Raw genomic sequence first — 24,230 nt, 5'->3', positions numbered from 1 at the left:
GATACCCGTAATTAGGTGAATTTTTGTTAGCTTTCTAGTATAGCAGACCAATTTAGAATAGTTACTGGGGTAAATCTGAATGTGGGTTTGATCGACCAGCAGATTTGAAAGGCCTTACGGAAAGCGCGTTTTTCTAATGTTGTCGGCATGAGCTGATCCTGCAAACCTTTCGCAAGTCTAAATGTGCAGGGGAGCAGAGGTTTTCACGAAAACTGACAGTTTGTTGAAAGACAGTTAGCCATGAATGAGATATAACCGGATAGCAAAAAGATAAGGAGCGTTGGATGCGAAGGGTGTTATTTCTTTTGGTTATTTTGACCCTGTCAGGGTGTTCGGGCTCTTTGGGCTCCATATTGGGTGTGATCCCGCAGAGTTCCGACGTTTGCCCTCAGGGGAAAAACTCGATCACGGGTGAATGCCGAGTTTAAGAGATAAAAAACCAACCGCAATGGGTTGGTTTTTATGGGTGTTTTTTGGTCGGCATGAGAGGATTTGAACCTCCGACCCCCGACACCCCATGACGGTGCGCTACCAAGCTGCGCTACATGCCGATGCTATAGAAAATTATACTACCCTTTCCCAATCTCAAATCAAGAGCACGCCAACTGACTGATTGTATTTTAAGCAATTAGTTGGCGATAAAGCGTTTCACATCGGTCAACACCTGCAGCAGCAGGGCGAGCTGTGGCTTCTCGTCTTTGATCTCTTTGTCGTTCTTATCATACGCGCGGTAGTTGCCGCTGCTGTCCAGCACCAGGGTTTGTGTTGGCGTGGTGATCACCAACAGACTGTTATCACCGGTAGCGACCCAATTGTTTCTGCGCTGGGCGGTAAACAGGTCTTCACCCTGTGAATAGTCATTAGGGCTGGTTTTCACGTGCAGCAAACGCTGCATCAGCGTGCGCATCACGTCGTTATGACCGGTCAGTTTATTGATGGTCTGCGCCGGGGTCCCCGGCCAATGGATAACCAGCGGAACCTGCAACTGTTGCTGGTTGAAACTGGTGCCAGCGCCCCAGTAGCCTTTGCCGGAGTCATTAAATTCCACACCGTGTTCAGCGGTAATCACCACCACGGTTTTATCCAGAACACCACGCTCTTTCAGCGTGCTAAGCACCTGAGCAATTTGCGCATCCACATCCTGCGCACCTGCGCGGTAGCGCTGAATAAAGTCGGCCGGGGCCGGCGTTTTCTCATTGGCAGCCGATTCAGCGCCACGGAAATTAATATAAGAGAACCAGGGGCGGTTACTGTTTTGGTCGACCAGCCAACGTTGCCACTGTTGCGTGGTCGCCGGGTCATTTTGCTGTATTGGCGCCGGCAGCGTGAAGTCGGTCAACAGCGCCTGGCGATAAAGGCTGGCGTTAAAACCGTCTGACGAGAACAAACCAAACTGATAGCCCTGGGCACTGAGTGCACTAACCAGAGCAGAAGGTTTGCGCGCGGCGAGAATGCTGTCCAGATAGGTCGGTGAAATGCCGTAGAACAGGCCAAACAAGCCGGTATCCGCATGATTGCCGGAACTGTAGTGATCGCTGAAACGGACATTTTCCTGCGCAAAGCGGGTCAGGACAGGCATATCCTGTTTCATATCCTGCTCACGTATGCCGTCCACCACGATCATCAGCAGGTTATAGCCACTACCTTTGTCGCTGTAGCTCAGATCGTTCAGCGGATATTCCACCGCAACGGCCTCCGGATTCCCTTGCTGCACCAGTCGGCGTTCATATTCCTGCGAATCAAGCAGGCCATGTTTCTCAAGGAATTTACGCGCGGTCATTGGGTATGACAGCGGCAGGTTGGCCCGTTGCATGGTGATCGGGCGGTAGAAATTGGCGTCGGCCCAGATATAAATCAGGTGCGAGGCGAAAAAGGCGCTGATAAACAGCGCGGCCAGCGGTTTACCGAACCTTTGACGGTTCAGACTGCGCAGCTTTTGCCAGCTCCAGGTGCCAAACAGCATCTCCACCAGGAAGATAACCGGCACGCAGATAAACATCAGCTGCCAGTCGCGCGCCAGTTCACTTTGATCCGGGTTGATCACCAGTTCCCACACCACCGGATTAAGGTGAAGGTGGAAGTGGGTGAACACTTCGCTGTCTACCAGCAACAGTGTCAGTCCCGCAGTGGCCAGCGCGGCAGAAATAAATCGCAGCAGCCGCTGCGACATCACCACAAAGGTGAGCGGGAAGATCACAAGCAGGTAGCCGGCGAAAACAATAAAGCTGAAATGCCCCAGTAAGCTGACCAGGGCATAAACCCGACCCAACAAGGAAGAGGGCCAGTCGGTGACAAACAGGTAGCGGCTGCCCAGCCCGAGGGCAAGCAGGATATTGAATAAGGCGAACCAGTGCCCCCAGCTAATCATCTGGGAGACTTTTTCACGATAACGCTGACGGTTTGTCACCATAATTAATTATTAATGCGCTTTATCTTCACGAATAGAAGCTTGCAGAGCTTCTGCAAACGATCTTGCCAATGTTTTCCGCTGCGCGGGAGCAACACTGGTGTTGATCAGATTAGTTACCATGTTACCCAGCACCATCAGAGAGAGATCGGTGGGAGTATGGTGTTTTTCCAGAACATTAACCAGCTCAGAGAGCAGCTGTTCAACGTGTTCGTCACTGTAACGGGATGATTGTGGCATAAAAATTGCGCTCAACGCCTGACAAAGTCCCATATCTTACCGTATAGGACAGTGATTTTCCGCTCTTTTATCTATTCCCTTTGTCTTTCAAACCCTAGCGTCGCGGGTTGTGCGGGCGGCCCCCGTCCCTGGCTCGGGTTGGCTACCGGCCCGCAGCCTGAATTCCATGGGATATTCCAGCTATTTATGGTCTGTATGGGTGCCGGAAATTTATCGATGGCTGGTGATGTGATCGCTGCTTAAAAGTTGCAGCACGGTAGCCTTCAGTGTTTGAATACGCGCCTAAAGAACAGGAGGATTTACCATGAGTCTGGATATCGACCAGATCGCTCTGCACCAGTTGGTCAAACGCGACGAACAAACGCTGGACGTGGTGCTGCGCGATTCTCTGCTGCCAACCAATGCGGCGGTGGAAGAGATGATGGAAGAGCTGCATCGTGTCTACAGTGCCAAGAGCAAGGCTTACGGCCTGTTCAATGAAGGCAGTGAACTGGCGGACGCGTTGCGTACCTGCCGCAAGGAAGATAAGGACTTTTTGGCCTTCAGCCGTGCGGCGACCGGTCGCCTGCGCGATGAGTTGGCCAAGTATCCGTTTGCCGAAGGTGGCGTGGTGCTATTTGGCCAATACCGTTACCTGGCGGTGGAGTATTTACTGATTGCGGTTCTGAACAGCCGCAACAGTTCGCGCGTTAACGAAGAGCTGGATATCAATACCACCCATTATCTGGACATCAACCACGCCGATATCGTGGCGCGCATCGATCTGACCGAGTGGGAAACCAATCCGGAGTCGACCCGTTACCTGACCTTCCTGAAAGGGCGAGTGGGTCGCAAGGTGTCCGATTTCTTCATGGACTTCCTGGCGGCGGCCGAAGGGCTGGACACCAAGGCGCAGAACCGGGGCTTGCTGCAGGCGGTTGACGATTATTGTGCCGATGCACAGCTGGACAAAAATGAGCGTCAGTCGGTACGTCAGCAGGTTTACAGCTACTGCAACGAACAGCTGCAGGCTGGCGAAGAGATTGAGCTGCAGGAATTGTCGAAAGAGATTGCACCGGTGGGCGAGAAAGATTTTCTGCAGTTCTCCAGCGAGCAGGGTTATCAACTGGAAGACAGCTTTCCGGCCGATCGCGGTACGCTGCGTCAGTTGACCAAGTTTGCCGGCAGCGGTGGCGGTATCAGCATGAACTTTGACGCCATGCTGTTGGGGGAGCGAATTTTCTGGGATGCGGCTACCGATACGCTAACCATCAGAGGCACGCCACCGAACCTGCGCGATCAGCTACAACGCCGCCAGAATAGCGGTAATAAGTAATTTCGCCGGATCGCAGACAATAAAAAACGCCGCAATTGCGGCGTTTTCTACTTCGGCGTCCCGAAAGGTTCGATTTCGTTGCGATTAAACGCGACGGAAGTCGATGTGAGCCAGTTTCGGCTTGAACGGGTGACGCTGTACAGCCTGAACTTTCACTTTGGTTTCTTTACCGTCGATAACCAGAGTTACTGCTTCGCTGTAGAATTCTGGTTTGATTTCCATGTTCTTAACAGAATCATGGTCCAGTTCGATGGAAACTGGAGCTTCTTCGCCACCGTAAACGATAGCTGGGAATTTGTTGGCAATACGCAGGCGGCGGCTCGCACCCTTACCCTGGTCTTTACGTACTTCTACATTGATAGTGAACATTGTTTTTTCTCTAAAAAGAAAATTTACCCTGCTACAGGCGACCCAGTAGCAAGTTCGATAACCTGCTTTAGCACCGGGCGAACCCAGGCAAAGCGGGCGGCAGTTTAACGGAAAGCCGTCCGCAGGGCAATGGAAACCTGCCCGATTTGCAGGCCGACAGGATCAATACAGCTCATTGGCTCGGCGGAAGCGGCCTTGATAATCGAACACTTTTTCCCGAACCTGCCAGAATTGTCCGCGTTTGCGCGCCACCACAAAATCCGGATGACGCAGCAGCGTTTGCTGGGCCAACACATCGGCGGCGGTTTGCCAGGCAAACGGCACCCCGGGTGCACGCTGATGCGGGCGCAGGAACAGCATTTCGAAGGCTTTGCGCTGTGCGGGCGTTTGCAGTCGAAAACGTTCGCTGGTACTGGTGCCGTCTTCGTCAAAATAGGTGGCTTTCAGCCACTCACCTTTATCATCGCGGCCAGTTTGCAGCTCCATGCCGCCACAGCGCAGTACCAGAGCGTCTTTCAGCTTCAGCGCGGCCTTCAACATATCGTCAGGGTCGACCAGCACTTCCTGACATTGGTGGCAGCGACGGGCGGCAATGTCATTTTCCGCACCGCAGTGCGGGCAAATTTTGAAGCGGAAACGGTAGTCGCATTGCTCGCGATGGCCTTCATCGTCCTCCAGCCAGCCCTGACAACGGCGACCGTAGTGTTCGATGATATCGCCGCTCTCGGTGCACTTGCCCCAGAACAAATTGGCGAAACCGCAGCCGGGGCAGAACACCTGTACCGGTTGGCTGTCGCTGTGTGGCTTGCTGACCCCGACCTCGGGCGTAAACAGATCGTGCGGGTTTCCGGCGTAGTCGAGGATCAGACAATCCTCTTTGCCGGGGGCCAGCCGCAGCCCACGGCCGACGATTTGCTGATACAGGCTGACGGATTCGGTTGGCCGCAGAATGGCGATCAGATCGACATGCGGCGCATCAAAACCTGTGGTCAGCACCGCCACGTTGACCAGGTAACGCAATTGCTGTTGTTTGAATGCGTCAATCAGCGCATCGCGCTCGGCTGCGGGCGTTGCGGCGCTGACCAGCGCGGCTTCACCGGAAGGCAGCAGGCCGTAGATCTCACGCGCATGTTCAACGGTAGAGGCGAAAATCATCACCCCCTTACGCGTTTCGGCATATTCGACGATTTGGCTGATGATATGCGGTGTAATACGATTTTGCTGTTTCAGCTCACGGTTCAGGTCCACTTCACTGAACAGGCCGTTGCTTCTGGCCTCCAGTCGGCTGAAATCATACTGTACTATCGGCATATCCAACCGTTCCGGTGGCACCAGATAACCGTTTTTGATCATATAACGCAATGGCAGTTCATAAATGCAGTCGCGAAACAGGCTATTGGCATCACCGCGGGTAAAGCCGTGATAGTGATACTGATAAATCCAGCCTTTGCCCAGCCGATAGGGCGTGGCGGTCAGGCCCAGCAGCCGCAACTGTGGATTCGTTTTTTGCAGATGCTGAATAATCTGTTGGTATTGGCTGTCGTCATCGTCGCTGATGCGGTGGCATTCGTCGATAATCAACAGGGAAAAAGCTCCGTCAAACAGCGGCAGATTGCGTGCTACGGACTGCACGCTACCGAACACCACCTTGCCTGCGCTGTCTTTCTGCTGCAGTCCAGCGGCAAAGATATCGGCTTCCAGCCCGTAGGCGCGGTATTTGGCATGGTTCTGCGCCACCAGTTCTTTCACATGGGCCAGTACCAATACCCGGCCGCGTGCACGTTTCGCCAGCTCGGCGATCACCAGACTTTTACCGGCCCCGGTCGGCAGTACGATCAGCGCCGGTTGCGGGTGCTGACGGAAATGTTTGATGGTGGCTTCGACCGCTTCCAGTTGGTAGGGGCGTAGAGTAAAGGCCATAAATTAACGCCGTGGGTTGAGAAGGGCCGTCGGGAACAGGTTTTGTAACCTCTGATCCCACCAAAACAGTGACATTTTACTCCCATGACGGCTAAAAAATTTCTATTATTATGCCTTCTGAGCACTCGCGGTGCGAGAAGCATGGAAATTACCTCTGTCAGGGGGCCGTTTCCATCGCTATACTCGTGTGACAGTAATCGCTGTATCCCCCTCTTCGAACCTGCTCTGTTGCACCTGGTGCAACGGCGGGTGTCATATTTTAGCAATACGATCAATGCGATCATAACAACGACAGGCAAAGCAGATTCAATGCGACTGGACAAGTTTTTATCTCAGCAGTTAGGTGTTAGCCGTGCGCTGGTAGCGCGCGAACTTCGGGCAAAACGCGTCACCGTGGACGGTGAAGTGGTGAAGAGCGGGGCACTGAAACTGACTCCGGAGCAGGAGGTGGCGTTCGACGGCAACCCGCTGCAGCGCCAAAATGGCCCGCGCTATTTTATGCTCAACAAACCGCAGGGTTACGTTTGCTCCACGGACGATCCCGATCATCCGACGGTGCTGTATTTCCTCGATGAGCCGGTGGCCTACAAGCTGCACGCTGCCGGTCGCCTGGATATCGATACTACCGGTCTGGTGTTGATGACCGACGACGGCCAGTGGTCGCACCGTATCACCTCACCGAAACATCACTGTGAGAAAACCTATCTGGTGACGCTGGAGCATTCGCTGGCGGAAGATACCGCACAGCAATTTGCCGAAGGCGTGCAGTTGCATAACGAGAAAGATCTGACCCGGCCTGCGCAACTGGAACAAATTGAAGACAAGCTGGTGCGTCTGACCATCAGTGAAGGGCGTTATCACCAGGTGAAACGCATGTTTGCAGCGGTCGGCAACCGGGTTCTCGAGCTGCATCGTGAACGTATCGGCGCCATCGTGATGGATGAGGATCTGGCAGAGGGCGAATACCGTCCGCTGACCGAAGAAGAAATCGCCAGCGTCGGTGCTCCGCACCTGCAAGATTAATTCAATACTAGATTACGGCTGATGAAGGAGTCGTCGAACGTGTTACAGAACCGGTCATCTCACCTCGGTTTGATTTTTATTCTGGGTCTGCTGTCCATGTTGATGCCGCTGGCTATCGACATGTACCTGCCCAGTATGCCGGTGATTGCCAAACAGTTCGGCGTCGGGTCGGGCAGCGTACAGATGACGCTCAGCGCCTATATGCTCGGATTTGCCCTGGGGCAGTTGTTCTACGGGCCAATGTCGGACAGCATTGGTCGCAAGCCGGTGATCCTGTGGGGAACGCTGATCTTCGCGATTGCCGGTGGTGCCTGCGCTATGGCGCAGTCGATCGATCAACTGATCAACCTGCGTTTCCTGCATGGGCTTTCGGCGGCGGCGGCCAGCGTAGTGATTAATGCCCTGATGCGCGATATGTTCACCAAGGACGAGTTCTCGCGCATGATGTCGTTTGTCATCCTGGTGATGACCATTGCGCCGTTACTGGCGCCGATGATCGGTGGCGCGCTGCTGTTGTGGTTCAGTTGGCATGCGATTTTTTGGACTATGGGGGCCGCGGCGCTGATCGGTTCGTTGCTGGTGGCATTCTTTATTAAAGAGACGCTGCCGAAAGAGCGGCGGCAAAAATTCCATCTGCGCACCACGCTGGGTAACTTTGCTTCATTGTTCCGCCATAAGCGCGTGTTGAGCTACATGCTGGCCAGTGCCTTCTCCTTTGCCGGCATGTTCTCGTTCCTCAGTGCCGGCCCGTTCGTGTATATCGAACTGAATCATGTTTCACCGCAGCACTTTGGCTACTACTTTGCGCTGAATATTGTCTTCCTGTTCCTGACGACGCTGGTCAACAGCCGCAATGTCCGGCGGCTGGGTGCGATCAAGATGTTCCGTTTGGGGCTGTTTGTTCAGTTAGTCATGGGGTTGTGGTTGCTGGCGGTGAGCGCTATTGGCCTGGGGTTCTGGGCGTTGGTGATTGGCGTGGCGGTGTATCTGGGCTGTATTGCCATGATTTCATCTAACGCCATGGCGGTGATCCTGGACGATTTCCCACATATGGCGGGTACTGCATCTTCACTGGCCGGTACCTTGCGTTTCAGTATCGGTGCATTGGTGGGGGCGATACTGGCAATGGCACCCGGCAAGAGTGCCTGGCCGATGGTCTCCTCGATGGCGCTGTGCAGCATCGTTGCGGTGCTGTTCTATCTGTATGCCAGCCGGCCACGGCTTAAAGCGTCGCCTGATACCCCGTAGTTTCTCCTTTCTGACTCAGGCTCAATCTGGTGTTGAGCCTGAGTGAAATCAGCCCTCTGTCACTCCCTTCTGAAATTCAGGTGCAATAAAAATTCGTTGCTATATATAAGTGCGCTAAGCGATGGTTTGTCGTGCTGCCTGTGTGCTTTTTGTTAAAAAAAATGCTCTGCCTGCGCCGGGCTGCAACCGGTCTTTGCCCGATAGGTTTGACCTGGAAACGTTGCGCAATTTAACTTAGTGATAATAATAATCAATGAGTTAACGCATTATCACTGGCTGTTGAATAACCTTAAATGTTTCCTCAATGTAAAATTATGCGGAGCAATAAGTAACCGTATTGCAAGAAAAAAGAGTTGAGATCGCGGCGGGAAAGGGTTACATATAACGAAAAAATGCGAGCTGAGTCGCAAAATGCCGTGAAATGACCCCAACGGGAGTCACTAAAACAGCAGGACATCGGCAAGCGCGGGGAGCTGGTTAACCGCTTGTGACATATTTTACATTTAAATAACATTCATGAGCGGCAGAGTCAGGCGTCAACGGCTATAACTTAGTTACCCTGTCAGGTAAAAAGTGTTTCATTTTTCAAACTAGGGATTTCATGTGGAAAGTATCCAACTTTCGGTAGTTCATCGCTTGCCGCAAAGTTATCGTTGGCTATCAGGTTTTACCGGCGTCAAGGTTGAACCGATTCCGCTCAGCGGAATAGACGAAGATAACAACCTGATGGGGCTCAAACTGCTCAGCCATGAGGGCGCGGATGCCTGGCAGGTGATGCAGCAGCTTAAGCTGTCTTTGCAGGAGATTCAGGTCGACTGCGCCATCGTAGAGTGGGAAGGAGAACCTTGCCTGTTTGTGCATCGCGGCGATGAAAGCGCCACCATGTGCCGGTTAAAAAACGTAGGTGCTGCTATTGCCGAGCAGATGAGCGCTCAATACCCTTTCTAGATCCCGTCGCTAATCCGCCAGCTGTAACAGCTGCTGCGTATAAGCGGCGGTCGGCGAGTTAAAGATCGTCTGGCAGTCGCCTTGCTCCACCACTTCCCCCTGTCGCAACACAATCACCTGATGGCACAGTGAACGCACCACCTGTAGGTCGTGGCTGATGAACAGATAGGCCAGCCGGTGGCGTTGTTGCAGCGATTTCAGCAACGTCAGGATTTGCGCCTGTACCGATTTATCCAGCGACGAGGTCGGCTCATCGAGGATCAGCAACTGCGGTTGTAAAATCAGCGCCCGTGCGATGGCGATGCGTTGGCGTTGGCCGCCGGAAAACTCGGTGGGGTAACGGTAGCGCAGGGCGGGATCCAATCCTACCTCCTGCAATGTTTCGATCACCCGCTGCTCTCGTTGTGCGGCGCTCAGTTTCTGGTGCACTTCCAGCCCCTCGGCGATGATTTGCAGCACATTCAGTCGTGGATTCAGCGCGGAGAAAGGATCCTGGAACACAATCTGCATCTGGCTGCGGTACGGCAACATTTGCTTCATGCTGAACTGGTGCAACGGCTGGCCTTTAAACCACATCGAGCCGTTGGCATTGAGCAAACGCAGTAACGCCAACCCGGTGGTGCTCTTACCCGATCCAGATTCGCCTACCAGTCCGACGCTTTCCCCGGCCTTCAGTTCAAAGCTCAAATCTTTCAGCGCATAATGTTGGTCCACCGTGCGGCGCAGTAAACCACGCCTGATCGGGAAACTGACCTGGAGGTTTTCCACTTTCAGTAACGGGGTGGCATCCGCCGGCAGCGGCAGCGGGTCGCCCAGGTTCTCTGCCGCCAGTAATTGTTGGGTATAGGGGTGTTGCGGCTGGCTAAACAGGCGGACTCGGTTGTTTTGCTCAACGCATTGACCCTGGCGCATGACCGCCACGTTGTCCGCCAGACGACGCACAATATTCAGGTTATGGGTGATAAACAGCAGTCCCATGCCCATTTCTTGCTTCAACTCTTTCAGCAACAACAGAATTTGCGCCTGAATGGTCACATCGAGCGCGGTGGTGGGCTCATCGGCAATCAGCAGCTTAGGCTGGGTTAACACCGCCATGGCGATCATCACCCGCTGGCGTTCGCCGCCGGAGAGTTGGTGCGGATAGTCTTTTAGGCGGCCTTTGGCGTTACGGATGCCAACCCGATCCAGACATTGAATTATCTCACCGCGTGCAACATCGCGCCGCATACCGCGATGCAGCACCAACACTTCCGCCAGCTGTTTCTCAATGCTGTGCAATGGATTGAGTGACACCATCGGCTCCTGGAAAATCATCGAAATCTGGTTGCCGCGCACCTTGCGTAGTTCGGCCTCCGGGGCGTGCAGCAACGAATGGCCGTTGAACTGGATATCACCGCCGGTATAGACCACCGGTGGCGAAGGCAGCAGGCGCAGCACCGACAGCGCGGTGACGCTTTTGCCCGAGCCGGACTCCCCGACCAGTGCCAGCGTTTCTGCCTTTTCTATCTGTAGCGAAATGCCGTTGACCACCTGATTCAGTTGGTCACCCTGGCGGAAAGCGACGCCGAGATCCTGAATTGAAAGCAAAGGAGTGCTAGCCATATCAATGCGCCTTGCTGGGGTCAAAAGCGTCGCGTACCGCTTCGCCAATAAAAATGAGTAAAGACAGCAACACGGCCAACACCAGGAACGCGGTGATGCCGAGCCACGGCGCCTGCAGGTTGTTTTTACCCTGCAGCAACAGCTCCCCGAGCGACGGAGAACCGATCGGCAGGCCAAAGCCCAGGAAGTCGAGTGAGGTCAGGGTGGTGATGGAGCCGCACAGGATAAACGGCAAAAAGGTCAGCATCGCCACCATCGCATTGGGTAGCATATGCCGATACATAATGACCCGGTCCTGCACCCCCATGGCGCGCGCGGCGCGGATGTAGTCATAGTTACGGGTGCGCAGGAACTCGGCGCGTACCACGCCCACCAGGCTCATCCAGCCAAACAAAATGGTGATACCAAGCAGCCACCAGAAATTGGGTTGTACGATGCTCGACAGCATAATAATCAAAAACAGCGTCGGCATGCCTGACCACACTTCAATCAAGCGCTGGCCCCACAGATCCACGCGGCCGCCGTAGTAGCCTTGTATCGCACCGACACAGACGCCAATCACGCTGGAAAACAGCGTCAATGCCAGCCCGAACAGCATCGAAATACGAAAGCCATACAGCACGCGGGCCAGTACGTCGCTGCCATTGCCGTCGGTACCTAACAGATTTTGGCGTGAAGGTGCCGAGGGGAAGGGCACCTCGGTGGCGAAGTTGATGGTGTCGTAGCTGAACCGAATCGGTGGCCAAACTGCCCAGCCGTGGCTGTCGATCTGTTTTTTGACGAACGGATCCTGGAAGTCGGTGACGGTATTGAGCTCACCGCCGAAGGTGGTCTCGCTGTAGTCGATAACGAACGGCAGGTACAAGCGGCCCTCATAGCGCACCAGCAGCGGTCTGTCATTGGCGATCAGATTGGCTCCCAGGCTGAGGATAAATAGCACCAGAAAAATCCACAGTGACCAATAGCCACGGCGGTTGCTGCGAAAGCGAGCCCAGCGTGCCTGATTGATTGGGCTTAAGCGGCTCATTGGCGGGCCTCGAAATCAATGCGAGGATCGACCAGGGTATAGGTGATATCGCTGAGGATATTCAACAGCAGGCCAATCAGGGTGAAGATATACAGCGTGCCGAACATCACCGGGTAATCGCGCTGCAGGGTCGCGTCATAGCCCAGCAACCCCAGACCGTTAAGCGAGAACATCACTTCGATCAGCAATGAGCCGGTGAAAAACATGCTGACAAAGGTCGCCGGGAAACCGGCGATCACCAACAGCATGGCGTTGCGGAACACGTGGCGGTAAAGGATCTTGCTCTCGTCCAGCCCTTTGGCGCGCGCGGTGACCACGTATTGTTTGCGGATCTCATCAAGGAATGAGTTTTTGGTCAGCATGGTCAGGGTAGCGAAGCCGCCAATCACCGTTGCCAACACCGGCAGCGTGATATGCCACAGGTAATCGGTGATTTTGCCATACCACGGCAGGGTATCGAAATTGCTGGAAACCAGACCGCGCAGCGGGAACCAGTCGAGGTAGCTGCCACCGGCGAACAGCACGATCATCAGAATAGCGAACAGAAAGGCCGGGATGGCATAGCCGATGATAATCAGGGTGCTGCTCCAGGTATCGAAGGCGCTGCCGTTATGCACCGCTTTGCGGATCCCCAGCGGGATCGACACCAGATAGATAATCAGCGTGCTCCACAGCCCCAGCGTGATCGACACCGGCAGGCTATGGCCAACCAACTGCATTACGGATGCACCACGAAACAGGCTGTCACCGAAGTCGAGACGCATGTAATTCCACAGCATGGTGAAATAGCGTTCGTGCAGCGGTTTGTCGAAGCCATAGCGTTTGGTGATCTCGGCGATCACTTCCGGATCCAGCCCGCGTGAGCCACGGTATTGGCTATCCGTCGCACTGCCGACACCGATACGCGCATGTCCCAAGCCTTCACCGACACCGCCGCCACCAAAGCCGCTGCTCTGGCCCATTTCGATAGTGGCAATCGCCTGATCGACCGGGCCGCCGGGGGCGATCTGCACGATAAAAAAGTTAATGGTGATGATCGCCCACAGGGTGGGGATGATCAGCAACAGCCTGCGAATCAAATAAGCCGTCATCGCTGACCCCTTACTGTTGTTGAGCCGGCAAACGCGCCGCCTTGTTGACGTCAAACCACCAGTTATCGAAACCAATCACGTAGGCCGGGCGGATCGACGGCGTGGAGAATTTGTCCCAGTAGGCATAGCGGTCGTGGTTGGAATACCACATTGGCAGCATATACCGGTTCCAGGTCAATACCCGATCCAGCGCGCGGCCCAGCGGCAGCAAGGCTTTCTCGTCGCCCTGATGCGCGGCGATCTGTCTGACCAGGCTATCGACCGCAGGATCGCTGACGCCCGATCGGTTATAGCTGGAATTAATGTATTCGGAATCCCAGAGTATTTTCAGATCGGGGCTAGGGAATGGCACTGCCATATAAACCGTCGGCATCATATCGAAATCACCGTCGCGCATGCGCTTGGTGAATTGGGATATGTCGATTTCACGGATCTGCATATCGATGCCCAGTCGCTTCAGGTTGTGCTGGAATGGCAATACGTACTGGAAATTGCTGCCACTCAGCAACAATAATTCAAAGCTAAACGGCTGACCGGTTTTGCTGTTGACCAACTGCTGATTTTTCACTTCCCAGCCGGCCTGTTTCAGCAACTGAGTGGCTTTTAATAGATTTTGGCGATCGTTGCCGCTGCCATCAGAGGAAGGGGGTTGATAGATACTGGTAAACACCTCTGCCGGCACCTTGCCCTTCAGCGGCCCCAGTAGCGCCAGTTCGGCCGCATCCGGATAGCCGCTGGCGGCATACTGAGTATTCTGGAAGTAGCTGTTGGTGCGCTGATAGGCGTTGTAATACAGCGCCCTATTCATCCAGTCGAAGTCAAAGGCCAGCGTGAGCGCTTCCCGCACCCGAGGGTCGGCGAACAGAGGGCGCCGCATATTGAAGGCCATCCAGCGGGTGTTTTGCGCCGACTGGTTGGTTTCGTCCTGTTTGATGATGTAATTGCGGGCGAAATTGCCGCCCTGATACTGGGTCGCCCAACTTTTTGGCGAACCTTCAATGCGGAAGTCATAGGCACCGGCCTTGAAGGCCTCCAGCGCGACTTTGTCATCCAGATAATAGTCGTAGCGGATACTGTCGAAGTTAAAGCGGCCGCGGTTGACCGGCAGGTTGGCGGCCCAGTAATCGCGAACGCGCTGATAGGTAATGTATTGACCGAGCCGGTAACTGGCGACCTTATAAGGACCGCTGCTGAGTGGCGGGGTGTTCAGCGGCTCGCTCAGTTTGTGATCTTTCCAGAAGCTCAGCGGTAAAATAGGCAGGCCGAACAACCCAAGCAGTTTGTCTTTATCCGGCTGCGGGAATTCAATACGCACCGTCAGACGTGAGATAGCCTTGACCGTAACGCCTTTATACAGCACGCGAAACTGAGGTACGCCTTCGGTCATAAATTTGTTAAAGGTGAAGGCGACATCGGCAGCGGTGATGGGGGTACCATCGTGGAAGCGGGCGCGAGCGTTAATATCCAGCTCCACCCAGCGCATATCGGCCGGGAAGCGAGCAGATTCGGCAATCAGTGGGTAGTAACTGCCGATCTCATCGTCTGAGGTGGTAAACAGGGTGTCATACAGCGCGTCGGTTCGCTCGCCGGGTACGCCACGTTGCGCATAGCGGTTAAAGTTATCATAGGTGCCGATCGCCGCCAGCCGCACATCACCGCCTTTCGGTGCTGCCGGGTTGACGTAGTCATAATGGCTGAAGTCGGTGGCATATTTCGGCTCACCGAGCTGGGCGAAAGCATAGCTTTCATTGAGGGTTTCGGCCTGCAGGCCAAAACTCAGTGCTGAGAGCACCAGGGCAGCAAAAACGCGCACGGACATCTTGACGGTAAGCTCCTGCTGTAAAGTCGATGAAATCTGGGGCAGCATAACATTTTCTGCCGTGCCTAAGCGTAAAGAAGTTAAAAAATTCAGTCCTTTAGCACCTGATGGTCCATGACCGTATGGGCGTTGCAGAAGGTCACGAAGTTATCGATGCTCAGCGGTTTGCTAAAGTAATACCCCTGCATAAAGTTAACGTCCTGTTCCTTCAGGAAGTGCAGCTGTTCGGCGGTTTCCACCCCTTCGGCCACGGTTTGCATTTTCAGTTTCTTGGCCAGTGAAATCACCGCGTCCAGCACCGGGGCAGTGACCGTATCCCGACCGATGGAGTTGACAAAGCCGCGGTCTATTTTCAGATAGTCCATGCTAAAGCGTTCCAGATAAATCAAAGCGCTATGGCCGGTGCCAAAATCATCGATGGCGATTTCAATGCCTTGTTGATGCAACCAGTCGAACTCGGTCAACGCGTTGCCTTCCTCAACCATGCCACGTTCGGTAATTTCAAACACCAGCGTGAAGTAGTTCCCCGGCAATTGCGCCAGCAGTTCGTACACGTCCTGATGGAAAGAGGGCGCACTGAGATGAGAAGGGGAGATGTTCAGACCGAGCTTGGCCCCCTGCGGCAATGCCGTCGCCAGCCTGGGGGCGTCTTCGGCAATCAGGCGGAACAGGTGACGCGTCAGCGGCACTATCAGCCCTTCGCTTTCGGCGTAGGGAATAAACAGATCCGGCGGAATACGTCCTTCGATAGGGTGCTGCCAGCGGATCAGTGCTTCCAGCCCGCCGATGGTGCCGGAACGGGTATGAAACACCGGCTGATATTCGATAAAGAACTCGTTGCGTTTGATTCCACGCATCATTGCCCGCTCCGGGCTTTGGCGCAGCAGCAGCATGTAGTAGCACAGCACGCCGATCATCAAAGACAGCACCAGGCTGCCCAGCAGCGTCAGGCGGATATCGTTGGGCGTCAGTTTTTGGTTATAAAACATAATGATCATCGGGGTGCCGGCGATGGAGATGCGATCGGCCTTTCCGTCCGGCAACTGGTTCACCGGCATCAGGTTTGGACTAAAACTGGTCAGGGCGCGATCGCCCAGAATAATGGCAACGCCATGGGTCCGAACGGTGCTGGTGCCGAACATCTGTTGGGGCATCAGGCCAATATCCAGGGTGGCCAGTATGCCGGTGTCTTTTTTACCTGGCTGACGCAACCAAACGGCAACCGCCGGTTTTCCAGGGACCAGTGGGGTACCCTGCTGCAGTTTGAGATCCAGCCGTTGCTGTTGGTCAATTTCCGGGTAGATGTTTTTTAACGCCAGCATCATGTTACCGGTAGCGGAAGAGCAATAGGCAAAGCCGTTTTTCACTAACATAAAGGTGCGCACACCGGAATGGAAGGCGGCCTGGTAGGTAAGTTCCGGCTGGCTGGTTGCGCAGGGGCGCTCGGTTAACGGCATCAATTGGTGCATGACTGTCGTGAGGCTGTTAAAGGTCTCAAGGGTGAGTTTCTGCGTCCGTTGTTCTAGCGCACGTTGATATTCTGTGCGCTGGTGGCTAATCAAAGAAAGCGTAATAGCCATAAACAGGATAAAAAATACCAGGGCCACGATACCGCTTTTAGCCAGGCTGCGTCGTCTGTGCGAGACGTGGCGTGCAAATGCCCTTTTCAAGCCCATAAACCTGCCCCCTGAGCACGGCGTATCAATTTGTTTTTGTTATAGAGTGACTGTCTAATATATCGCAATGATGGTGTTGCAGCCATTATTCATCGTTTATCCCACGGTGATAATAGTTTAAACCCTGCATTATCGCTGTTATTCCCATTTGACGATAATAGGTGAGTTTTTCATCGTTGGCGTCGTTTCCCTGCAATAATTTCGCGAAATATAAACGGGGATGTCGAAAACATCGCGAATAGATAATAGGGGGGCTTAGTGGGGGAATCTCCGCGCAAAAAAAAACGCTGCCCGTAGGCAGCGTTCTATCGCTCGTTTGGTCTTCAGGACAATCAGGTTTTGTTCCGTCAGCTGCTGGTAAGCACCCGGCGGGCTTCGCGATAACGTTTATTCCAATAGTTATCGCTCAGTTTCGAAATCATCACGCCGCTGCTGGTAGAGGCATGAACGAATTGATCGTTACCTAAATAGATGCCGACATGGCGTCCGGTAGAGCCGGCGCGGAACAGCACCAGATCGCCAGGACGCAGTTTGGTGCGCAAGATTTTCTTGCCCATGTCTTCCTGTTCATAGGTTGAACGAGGTAAGTCCATGCCAAACTGTTCACGGAAAGTACGCTGTACAAATGCTGAGCAATCAATGCCGCGCTTGGTTTCACCGCCTAAACGGTAGCGAACGCCTTTCCAGTCTGCATACTGATCCATAATTTTTGACTTAACGTCAACGTTACGGACCATTGCTTCGAATTCATCCTGAGAGGCTTGCAGTAAAAGACCATCTTTGTCATTAACTGCACGCATCTCAGTTTGTGCGTTATTCAAGTTCGAAGTGTGTGTCGTGCTGCACGCGGAGAGCATTACCGCTGCGGCAATTGCAGGTACTACCCGCAAAAAATATCTCAGAAACGGTTGAGATTTGACCATTGTTATTGTTTTCCCTTGAAGTCCTTAACGACGTCAGTCGCTACCTGAAAAATGCCAAACGGAACGAGACTAATCTGCACCTGCTTTATCGACAATCAGATACCGCCGAAAACGTGCTGGAACGCACACTTTTAGTGGATTTGATGCTGAGTCGAGTTAAACCAGGCACAAACGCATCCGAGATTACCGTAACGAATTGGGGATTGCGAGCCTTTTTCCGCCCTTTTATATATGAATTTGTGATGTAACATAATGTAAATCATCATATAAAAAACGCTGATTGTCCGTTGTGTTGATTTTGCGTGAAATTAGGTAACAGAAGCGTTAACGCGGTGATGTGGAAATAAACAGGAAGCGGTGGGGAAATTATCAGGAGGCTGGCGGCCTCCTGCGGGTCATAACGATGGGTTATGGTTGTGTTGGGCGGTGCTTACCGGGCAGCATACGATTCAGGCGCAGGATCAACACATCGCTGAGTGGAGTCATCAGGCACCAACTAGCCCCCACCAGCACCACCGACAGCGAACCGACGGCGATATCCGTAAACCAGTGAGCGCCAATCATTACGCGTGGTAATGAAAACACCACCGTGATCAGCAGCGCGACGGCAAACGCGCGGCGGTTAAAGTAGCGCAGCATAAAGCAGGCGAAAATCATCAGCATCATGCCGTGGTCGCCAGGGAAGCTGTCGCTGGAGGCATCTTTGGTGGGAATGCCGGTCAGTTCACTGACGCGATTAACATTATCAAAACTCAGCGACGGGCTGGGGTGCTTGACCGGTAACAGATGACCCAGTTGGTTCAACACCACGGCGGTCAGCAGCATAACAACGCCGGTGACCAGCAAACGGCGACGGCCGGCGGCATCCTGTTGCAGGTAAAAGCACAGGTACAGCAACCCCATGGCAATCAGCGAAATTACATCAAACGCACGGTTATTGGTAATGGCCACCAAATGCAGAAAAGCGGGGTCGGTCGCCAGATGACGATTAAAAAAGAAGAAAATCGACGAGTCCAGGGTAAACCAATAGCCGTGGTTGGTTGGCAGGAACCAGGACAAAAACAGCGCAATGCCCAGTATATTGAAGAAAATGATGAAGGGTAAATTGCGGCGAGTCATGGCATAACCTGTTGTAAGTCTAAAATGAAAAGGGTGCTAACGGTAAAGATCTCAACTTAAACGAATGTTAAACAGTTTGGATTGCAGCGCGTTCCAGTCCGCATTCTCGTTGTGAATCAGTTCAATTCGGCTGTCCAGTGGTGCGACAGGGCGCGTTTCGATACTGAGATCCTGTCCCTGACGGTTGATCAAAAGGGTGCCTTCAGCAATACGTACTACGCCTTTGGCCCGTTCGACCGGTGCCAGCCGTATCCACTCCATGATGCCAACGGTATCGAACACGGTGTCGGCGTCAAAGATCCAACCGCAGCTGGTAAATCCCTGGCCCTGATTGAGCGCTCTTCGCCAGCGTGAGTTTTCCGGCAGTCGCAATGCAGCCAAGCCCTGCGTTTTACTGTGGCTATGATGATGCTGCGCATCCGGTAATTCTGTGCGATTCGTGCGAGGAAGGTCGAGCAGGGCGACATCCGCCTGACCCTGTTGGATGTGATAAAGCGGTCGCTGCCGGGGATCCTGTTCTGCCCACTGCTGCAGGGCCCGCAGATCTTGTGGCTGATAAGTGTCGCTCTTGCTGGCCAGAATAATGTCGGCGGCCGCCAGTTGATCGCGGAAGTTTTCGTTTTCACGGTAACGCGGTTCGCTGAGTTGGCGTGCGTCCAACAGGCACAGGGTCGCTTGCAAGTCGATCCAACCGGCATAGCTGTCCTGCGTCAGCAACGACAAGATCTGTTTGGGATGCCCAAGGCCGGTGGGTTCGATCAACAGTCGGTCGGGTTTACTCTGTTGCAGCAGCATATTCAGCCCGACCTGCATTGGCAGTCCGTTGACGCAGCACATGCAACCGCCAGGGATCTCTTTGAGTACCGCGCCGCTGTCTGCCAGCAGTGCGCCGTCGATGCCAATTTCACCGAACTCATTCACCAGCACCGCCCAGCGTTCATGCTCCGGCTTGTTAGCCAGCAAATGACGGATGGTGGTGGTTTTACCGCTGCCAAGGAAACCGGTGATCAGGTTAGTTTTAGTCATGGATTATTCCTGATGTAAAAGTAGTGGTTGATCAATAAATAAGCAGTGCGACTCTGTCTGAGCGAATGAGGTTGCTCTATCTGCGCCAGATCACAAATTTGGCAGGTTAAGATGCGATATTTAACCGGCTAAATCCACGATAAATTGTCGGAAAATTCTTAGGTAAAACCATGAATTAGCCATGGATACCGTTTGTTATTAGCTTGTTTTTTCTTTGTTAATTGCCCGATTACCCCGCAAATAATTCCTCTGACCTTGCGATTATTCTTAAGAAGATCCTCTATGGTTAAATTGGCTTAACAAAAAATGAGGTTGCCATGAATGTCTTCCGGTTATTTTTGATCGCAGGAATGTTGTTTTCATGGACGGCAGCAAGTCATGCAGGAACCACTGGCGGGGTTATTCATTTTGTCGGTTCTATTGTGGAAAGTCCCTGCACGGTGAACGTCGCCGATTCAACGGCCAAGACACAATGTTACCGCAATGGGCAGCACTATCAAGGCCAACAGACACTGTCTAAATTTGATGCTACACGCAAAGAGCTTCCGCTGAATTTAGGGTCAACCGAGATGAAGTGGGTGGATCAGCAGAAAAACCTTGCAGTAATGACGGTAGTTTATCGTTAAGTCGTTCGGCCATGCCGGACGCCCGGCATGGTCATTTTCCTCTCATTGCTCTTTCAGGCTATCACCAGGTTTAAGCGGGGAATTAAGCCAGTTGAGTCGACACCCAGTTTTGCACCGTTTGTCGCGCTCCACGATCGCGCAGTGACAGATAGGCGCGGGTAACCGCCGCTACAAACTCCTCATTAACCGCCAGCTGCTCACCAAAAACCGCCTTCAACCCCAGCAGGGCTTTTACTCGCTGTTCATCGTCCGGCGTTGCGGCCACCGTCTGCTGCAGCGTTGCCAGCAGCGGATCGTGAATATCGATAGCTTGTCCGGCGTCATCCACGCCGCCGACATAGCGCATCCAGGCAGCCACACCCAGTGCCAGACCGGCGTAGCTGCCGCCATGTTGCAGATGCCAACGGACCGAGTCCAGCATGCGTTGCGGTAATTTCTGCGTCCCGTCCATGGCGATTTGCCAGGTACGGTGTTGCAGCGCCGGATTGCTGTAGCGTTCAATCAGTTGCGCGGCATAAGCGGCCAGGTCGATGCCGCTGACGCTGAGCGTCGGTGCTTGTTCGGCCAGCATCAGGTGGAGCGCGGCATGGCGATAAGACTCATCGGCCATACAGTCGTTGATATACTGATATCCCCCCAGATAACCGAGATAGGCCAGGAAAGAATGGCTGCCGTTCAGCATGCGCAACTTCATCTGTTCAAAAGGCAGTACGTCATTCACCAACTGTGCACCAGCCCGTTCCCAGGCCGGACGGCCCGCGACAAAATTATCCTCTACCACCCATTGAATAAAGGGTTCGCAGACGATAGCGCATTCATCACGCACACCGCCCAGTGCGATGGCCACTTCCTCCAGTGTTTCCGGCGTGGCAGCAGGAACAATGCGGTCGACCATGGTGCTGGGGAAGCTGACCTGTTGAGCAATCCAGCCGGCCAGAGCCCCGTCGCGTGCCTGTGCCAAACCTATGATGGCGTTACGCAGCACATGGCCGTTTTCCGGAATGTTATCGCAAGAGAGCAGGGTAAAGGCGGGCAGACCACGTTCCAGGCGCAGACGCAGTGCTTCGACCAAAATACCGGGCACGGTGGTGGGTTGGTCGGGATTAGCCAGATCGGCGCGGATCCCTTGATGTTGCAAATCCAGCTTACCGCTGCCTGGCTCGATGCAGTAGCCTTTTTCGGTGATGGTCATTGAGACGATCGCCACCTGAGGCTCAGCCAGTTTTTCCAGTACCGCGTCGATCCCTTCCAGTTTGCGGTGCACGCTTTCATGTACAGCACCGATCACGATCGCCTGATTACCCGCCGCACCTTTTTCCAGCACGCTATAAAGATGGTCTTGTTGACGCAGCGTCTGGAACAGAGTAGCGCCACCAAACAGGCTGATCTCACAAATCCCCCAGTCCCCCCCCTGGCGGTTCAATACCCGGTCGGTCAGCAAAGCCTGATGGGCGCGGTGAAAAGCGCCAAACCCAATGTGCACCATACGGCTTTGCAGCGCGCTGCGGTCATAGTGGGGTTGCAGGACGGCGTCGGGAAGCGGTGAGTTGGCGATAGTCTTCATGCATGGCTCCTAAGCTGAATGAAAGGTACTGGCCGTTAACTTTCCAAAAGTTATCAGACCAGTTTTGCGAGAAAAAAACGGCACGGCGCTTACCCTTTTTCGCACGGGGTCTCTGCCGCCAGTGTAAGGCTGTATGGGTGCTAATAACATTGCCCAGCTCAAAATAAGCCAGAATCGTGAAGTGGATCAACCAATCAGGGTTTCGCTTTTGACAGTCAGTTGCGAAAGAGTAAGGTGAAAGATAACTGATATCTACTTCAATTTGGTATAACAAGATCGCCAAAACTGTGCGATCTTTATCCCCTCCATAATACTGGGCGATTCTTACAAGGATAAAAAATGGAACAAACATGGCGTTGGTATGGGCCGAACGATCCTGTCTCTCTTGACGATGTGCGCCAGGCGGGCGCTACCGGAGTGGTTACTGCATTGCACCATATCCCGAATGGCGAAGTGTGGCCGATCGAAGAGATCAAGGCCCGCCAGGCGCTATTGGCAGAAAAGGGGTTGGTGTGGTCGGTGGTGGAAAGCATTCCGGTGCATGAGGAGATCAAAACCCATAGCGGCAATTATCAGCAGCATATCGCCCATTATCAGCAATCGCTGCGTAACCTCGCGGCCTGCGGCATCGATACCGTGTGCTACAACTTTATGCCAATCCTCGACTGGACGCGTACCGATCTGGAGTATTTGCTGCCGGACGGATCAAAAGCGTTACGTTTCGATCAGATTGCCTTTGCTGCTTTTGATTTGCATATTCTGCAACGTGGCGGGGCAGAGCAAGATTACACGCAGGAAGAGCGGAAGCAGGCCGCCGAGCGTTTTGCTGCCATGAGCGCTGCAGAGGTTGCCAAATTGACCGGCAACATCATTGCCGGGCTGCCGGGGGCGGAAGAGGGCTATACGCTCGACCAGTTTCGTGCCCGTCTGGCCGAGTACGATGCCATCGACAAGGCGCAACTGCGTGAAAATATGGCGGTGTTCCTGCGCGCCATTGTTCCGGTAGCGGAGGAAGTTGGTGTGCGGCTGGCGGTGCATCCGGACGATCCACCGCGGCCGATCCTGGGCCTGCCTCGCATTGTCTCGACCATCGAGGATATGCAGTGGTTCAAGCAGACGGTCGACAGCCTTTATAACGGCTTTACTATGTGTACCGGTTCCTATGGGGTGCGTGCGGATAACGATCTGGTGCGGATGATTGAAACCTTCGGCGATCGCATCCATTTCACCCACCTGCGCGCCACTTGCCGTGAAGAAAACCCGAAAAGTTTCCATGAGGGGGCGCATCTGCAAGGCGACGTTGACATGGTGGCGGTGATTGAGGCGATCCTCTGCGAGGAGCTGCGGCGTCATCAGGCGGGTGATACCCGGCCGATACCAATGCGTCCCGATCATGGGCATCAGATGCTGGATGACTTGAAGAAAAAAACCAATCCGGGTTATTCGGCAATTGGTCGTTTGAAAGGGCTGGCGGAACTGCGCGGTGTCGAGCTGGCGCTCAAACGCCGTTTCTTCCCTGAATTGCCGTTGTGAAGTGGGAATAAAGCCCAATGGATTTTACGCTGCAGCTAGGCGGCAAGAGCCCAAATCCCCAGGAGCTTACATCGGTAAGTGACTGGGGTGAGGGCTAGTAGCCAACAACGCTGCAGCGTGAAAGACGAAGGGCTAGTCGGCGCGGCTCATATAGCGGCGCTCCGCAATATGAATGCGGATTTTGTCACCGGCGCTCAGGTATTCCGGCACCTGAATGGTCAGGCCGGTCGCCATGGTGGCCGGCTTGTTGCGGGCACTGGCGGAGGCACCTTTGATGCCCGGCGCGGTGTCGACAATTTCCATATCCACGGTCTGTGGCAGTTCCAGCGCCAGCACCTGGCCGTCCAGTGTCAGCACCTGCATGCCTGGCAGACCGGCTTCAGGGATGAACAGCAGTTCGTCTTCGATCTGGTCTTTCTTGAAGATGTAAGGGGTGTAATCCTCATCATCCATAAACACGTATTCTTCGCCGTCGATGTAAGAGAAATTCACCTTACGGCGGGACAGGCTAATGGTGTCCAGAATATCGTCGCCCTTGAAGCGCTCTTCTACCTTCAGCCCGGTACGGACGTCAGAGAAGCGCATTTTGTACAAGGTGCTGGCACCGCGTGCGCTTGGGCTCTGCACATCGATGTCTTTTACCAGCAGCAGTTTGCCGTTGTAGCTGATCGCCATGCCACGCTTAATTTCGTTAGCCTTTGCCATATAAAATAACCTGCAATAAAGAGTTTTTGGGAAGTTGCGACAAGTTACT

Annotated in this window: 20 protein-coding genes and 1 tRNA gene; 6 read left to right on the top strand and 15 right to left on the bottom strand. The window is 53.9% G+C overall.

The features are described from left to right. Positions 1 to 474: 474 nt before the first annotated feature. The 3 genes from F8R23_RS07740 to F8R23_RS07730 form a co-directional block, all read right to left on the bottom strand. Positions 475 to 551, bottom strand: a tRNA-Pro gene (locus F8R23_RS07740). Positions 552 to 628: 77 nt separating this feature from the next. Beyond that, positions 629 to 2,410 carry an LPS biosynthesis-modulating metalloenzyme YejM gene (gene yejM / locus F8R23_RS07735; protein ID WP_151415457.1) on the bottom strand — a complete coding sequence of 594 codons (1,782 nt, stop codon included), beginning with the start codon at positions 2,408 to 2,410 and terminating at the stop codon, positions 629 to 631. A 9-nt stretch (positions 2,411 to 2,419) separates the two neighbouring features. Next, positions 2,420 to 2,647, bottom strand: coding sequence for a YejL family protein (locus F8R23_RS07730; protein ID WP_006317912.1), 228 nt, complete (start codon positions 2,645 to 2,647; stop codon positions 2,420 to 2,422). A 304-nt stretch (positions 2,648 to 2,951) separates the two neighbouring features. On the opposite strand from F8R23_RS07730, the gene yejK reads away from it, so the two are divergent. Beyond that, positions 2,952 to 3,962 carry a nucleoid-associated protein YejK gene (gene yejK, locus F8R23_RS07725; RefSeq protein WP_012145971.1) on the top strand — a complete coding sequence of 337 codons (1,011 nt, stop codon included), beginning with the start codon at positions 2,952 to 2,954 and terminating at the stop codon, positions 3,960 to 3,962. An 84-nt stretch (positions 3,963 to 4,046) separates the two neighbouring features. On the opposite strand, the gene rplY is transcribed toward yejK, so the two are convergent. Both rplY and radD read right to left on the bottom strand, forming a co-directional pair. Next, positions 4,047 to 4,331 (bottom strand): 50S ribosomal protein L25, encoded by a 285-nt coding sequence (gene rplY / locus F8R23_RS07720; RefSeq protein ID WP_085117681.1) that lies wholly within the window; start codon positions 4,329 to 4,331, stop codon positions 4,047 to 4,049. Positions 4,332 to 4,493: 162 nt separating this feature from the next. After that, positions 4,494 to 6,251 carry a DNA repair helicase RadD gene (radD, locus tag F8R23_RS07715; protein ID WP_151415456.1) on the bottom strand — a complete coding sequence of 586 codons (1,758 nt, stop codon included), beginning with the start codon at positions 6,249 to 6,251 and terminating at the stop codon, positions 4,494 to 4,496. A 309-nt stretch (positions 6,252 to 6,560) separates the two neighbouring features. Here radD and rsuA point away from each other — a divergent pair, with 309 nt between their 5' ends. From rsuA to F8R23_RS07700, 3 genes are all read left to right on the top strand, one after another. Continuing rightward, positions 6,561 to 7,274: a 16S rRNA pseudouridine(516) synthase RsuA gene (gene rsuA / locus F8R23_RS07710; RefSeq protein WP_112348878.1), complete on the top strand. Its 714-nt coding sequence runs from the start codon at positions 6,561 to 6,563 to the stop codon at positions 7,272 to 7,274. A 39-nt stretch (positions 7,275 to 7,313) separates the two neighbouring features. Beyond that, a complete protein-coding gene (locus F8R23_RS07705) occupies positions 7,314 to 8,522 on the top strand; it encodes a Bcr/CflA family multidrug efflux MFS transporter (RefSeq protein WP_112348879.1) in 1,209 nt (402 codons plus the stop codon). A 603-nt stretch (positions 8,523 to 9,125) separates the two neighbouring features. Continuing rightward, complete coding sequence (locus tag F8R23_RS07700) at positions 9,126 to 9,470, top strand: YejG family protein (protein ID WP_085117672.1); 345 nt, start codon at positions 9,126 to 9,128, stop codon at positions 9,468 to 9,470. A 9-nt stretch (positions 9,471 to 9,479) separates the two neighbouring features. Here the strand turns inward: F8R23_RS07700 and yejF are convergent, their stop codons facing one another. The 8 genes from yejF to F8R23_RS07655 form a co-directional block, all read right to left on the bottom strand. Beyond that, positions 9,480 to 11,072, bottom strand: a complete 1,593-nt coding sequence (gene yejF / locus F8R23_RS07695; RefSeq protein ID WP_151415455.1) for a microcin C ABC transporter ATP-binding protein YejF — start codon at positions 11,070 to 11,072, stop codon at positions 9,480 to 9,482. A 1-nt stretch (position 11,073) separates the two neighbouring features. Then, positions 11,074 to 12,099, bottom strand: coding sequence for an ABC transporter permease (locus F8R23_RS07690; RefSeq protein ID WP_112348881.1), 1,026 nt, complete (start codon positions 12,097 to 12,099; stop codon positions 11,074 to 11,076). Then, the gene (locus tag F8R23_RS07685; protein WP_129938392.1) at positions 12,096 to 13,190 is read right to left on the bottom strand and encodes a microcin C ABC transporter permease YejB; all 1,095 of its coding nucleotides are present in this window, start codon (positions 13,188 to 13,190) and stop codon (positions 12,096 to 12,098) included. Before F8R23_RS07685 ends, F8R23_RS07690 begins: the two co-directional genes overlap by 4 nt. Positions 13,191 to 13,200: 10 nt before the next feature. Further along, positions 13,201 to 15,009, bottom strand: coding sequence for an extracellular solute-binding protein (locus F8R23_RS07680; RefSeq protein ID WP_112349014.1), 1,809 nt, complete (start codon positions 15,007 to 15,009; stop codon positions 13,201 to 13,203). An 89-nt stretch (positions 15,010 to 15,098) separates the two neighbouring features. After that, positions 15,099 to 16,685: a cyclic di-GMP phosphodiesterase gene (locus F8R23_RS07675; protein WP_129936527.1), complete on the bottom strand. Its 1,587-nt coding sequence runs from the start codon at positions 16,683 to 16,685 to the stop codon at positions 15,099 to 15,101. 347 nt (positions 16,686 to 17,032) lie between these two features. Beyond that, positions 17,033 to 17,608 (bottom strand): bifunctional murein DD-endopeptidase/murein LD-carboxypeptidase, encoded by a 576-nt coding sequence (mepS, locus tag F8R23_RS07670; RefSeq protein ID WP_012145960.1) that lies wholly within the window; start codon positions 17,606 to 17,608, stop codon positions 17,033 to 17,035. Positions 17,609 to 18,016: 408 nt separating this feature from the next. Then, on the bottom strand, positions 18,017 to 18,727 hold the full coding sequence (locus F8R23_RS07660) for a phosphatase PAP2 family protein (RefSeq protein WP_129936526.1): 711 nt from the start codon (positions 18,725 to 18,727) through the stop codon (positions 18,017 to 18,019). A 51-nt stretch (positions 18,728 to 18,778) separates the two neighbouring features. After that, positions 18,779 to 19,753, bottom strand: coding sequence for a CobW family GTP-binding protein (locus F8R23_RS07655; protein WP_151415454.1), 975 nt, complete (start codon positions 19,751 to 19,753; stop codon positions 18,779 to 18,781). Positions 19,754 to 20,070: 317 nt separating this feature from the next. Between F8R23_RS07655 and F8R23_RS07650 the strand changes: the two genes are divergently transcribed. Further along, complete coding sequence (locus F8R23_RS07650; protein WP_129936524.1) at positions 20,071 to 20,379, top strand: type 1 fimbrial protein; 309 nt, start codon at positions 20,071 to 20,073, stop codon at positions 20,377 to 20,379. Between the two features lie 82 nt (positions 20,380 to 20,461). On the opposite strand, the gene F8R23_RS07645 is transcribed toward F8R23_RS07650, so the two are convergent. Beyond that, on the bottom strand, positions 20,462 to 21,943 hold the full coding sequence (locus tag F8R23_RS07645; RefSeq protein WP_151415453.1) for a mannitol dehydrogenase family protein: 1,482 nt from the start codon (positions 21,941 to 21,943) through the stop codon (positions 20,462 to 20,464). A 339-nt stretch (positions 21,944 to 22,282) separates the two neighbouring features. Here F8R23_RS07645 and uxuA point away from each other — a divergent pair, with 339 nt between their 5' ends. After that, positions 22,283 to 23,476 (top strand): mannonate dehydratase, encoded by a 1,194-nt coding sequence (gene uxuA / locus F8R23_RS07640; protein ID WP_129936522.1) that lies wholly within the window; start codon positions 22,283 to 22,285, stop codon positions 23,474 to 23,476. Between the two features lie 132 nt (positions 23,477 to 23,608). On the opposite strand, the gene yeiP is transcribed toward uxuA, so the two are convergent. Further along, positions 23,609 to 24,181: an elongation factor P-like protein YeiP gene (gene yeiP / locus F8R23_RS07635; RefSeq protein ID WP_129936521.1), complete on the bottom strand. Its 573-nt coding sequence runs from the start codon at positions 24,179 to 24,181 to the stop codon at positions 23,609 to 23,611. Positions 24,182 to 24,230: the final 49 nt, after the last annotated feature.

Source organism: Serratia proteamaculans (genome assembly GCF_008830365.1).
In the GTDB taxonomy this organism is placed as follows: Bacteria; Pseudomonadota; Gammaproteobacteria; order Enterobacterales; family Enterobacteriaceae; genus Serratia; species Serratia proteamaculans.
The sequence above is the reverse complement of the archived record's forward strand: the minus strand, read 5'-3'. Positions and strand labels throughout refer to the sequence as shown.

Bases quoted from the DNA above. Each gene is read 5' to 3' on its own strand.
- F8R23_RS07730 (WP_006317912.1), bottom strand. From the start codon at position 2,647: ATGCCACAATCATCCCGTTACAGTGACGAACACGTTGAACAGCTGCTC.
- yejF (WP_151415455.1), bottom strand. From the start codon at position 11,072: ATGGCTAGCACTCCTTTGCTTTCAATTCAGGATCTCGGCGTCGCTTTC.
- mepS (WP_012145960.1), bottom strand. From the start codon at position 17,608: ATGGTCAAATCTCAACCGTTTCTGAGATATTTTTTGCGGGTAGTACCT.
- yeiP (WP_129936521.1), bottom strand. From the start codon at position 24,181: ATGGCAAAGGCTAACGAAATTAAGCGTGGCATGGCGATCAGCTACAAC.
- F8R23_RS07675 (WP_129936527.1), bottom strand. From the start codon at position 16,685: ATGGGCTTGAAAAGGGCATTTGCACGCCACGTCTCGCACAGACGACGC.
- F8R23_RS07660 (WP_129936526.1), bottom strand. From the start codon at position 18,727: ATGACTCGCCGCAATTTACCCTTCATCATTTTCTTCAATATACTGGGC.
- yejM (WP_151415457.1), bottom strand. From the start codon at position 2,410: ATGGTGACAAACCGTCAGCGTTATCGTGAAAAAGTCTCCCAGATGATT.
- yejK (WP_012145971.1), top strand. From the start codon at position 2,952: ATGAGTCTGGATATCGACCAGATCGCTCTGCACCAGTTGGTCAAACGC.
- rsuA (WP_112348878.1), top strand. From the start codon at position 6,561: ATGCGACTGGACAAGTTTTTATCTCAGCAGTTAGGTGTTAGCCGTGCG.
- uxuA (WP_129936522.1), top strand. From the start codon at position 22,283: ATGGAACAAACATGGCGTTGGTATGGGCCGAACGATCCTGTCTCTCTT.
- F8R23_RS07645 (WP_151415453.1), bottom strand. From the start codon at position 21,943: ATGAAGACTATCGCCAACTCACCGCTTCCCGACGCCGTCCTGCAACCC.
- F8R23_RS07690 (WP_112348881.1), bottom strand. From the start codon at position 12,099: ATGAGCCGCTTAAGCCCAATCAATCAGGCACGCTGGGCTCGCTTTCGC.
- F8R23_RS07685 (WP_129938392.1), bottom strand. From the start codon at position 13,190: ATGACGGCTTATTTGATTCGCAGGCTGTTGCTGATCATCCCCACCCTG.
- F8R23_RS07680 (WP_112349014.1), bottom strand. From the start codon at position 15,009: ATGTCCGTGCGCGTTTTTGCTGCCCTGGTGCTCTCAGCACTGAGTTTT.
- F8R23_RS07650 (WP_129936524.1), top strand. From the start codon at position 20,071: ATGAATGTCTTCCGGTTATTTTTGATCGCAGGAATGTTGTTTTCATGG.
- rplY (WP_085117681.1), bottom strand. From the start codon at position 4,331: ATGTTCACTATCAATGTAGAAGTACGTAAAGACCAGGGTAAGGGTGCG.
- radD (WP_151415456.1), bottom strand. From the start codon at position 6,251: ATGGCCTTTACTCTACGCCCCTACCAACTGGAAGCGGTCGAAGCCACC.
- F8R23_RS07655 (WP_151415454.1), bottom strand. From the start codon at position 19,753: ATGACTAAAACTAACCTGATCACCGGTTTCCTTGGCAGCGGTAAAACC.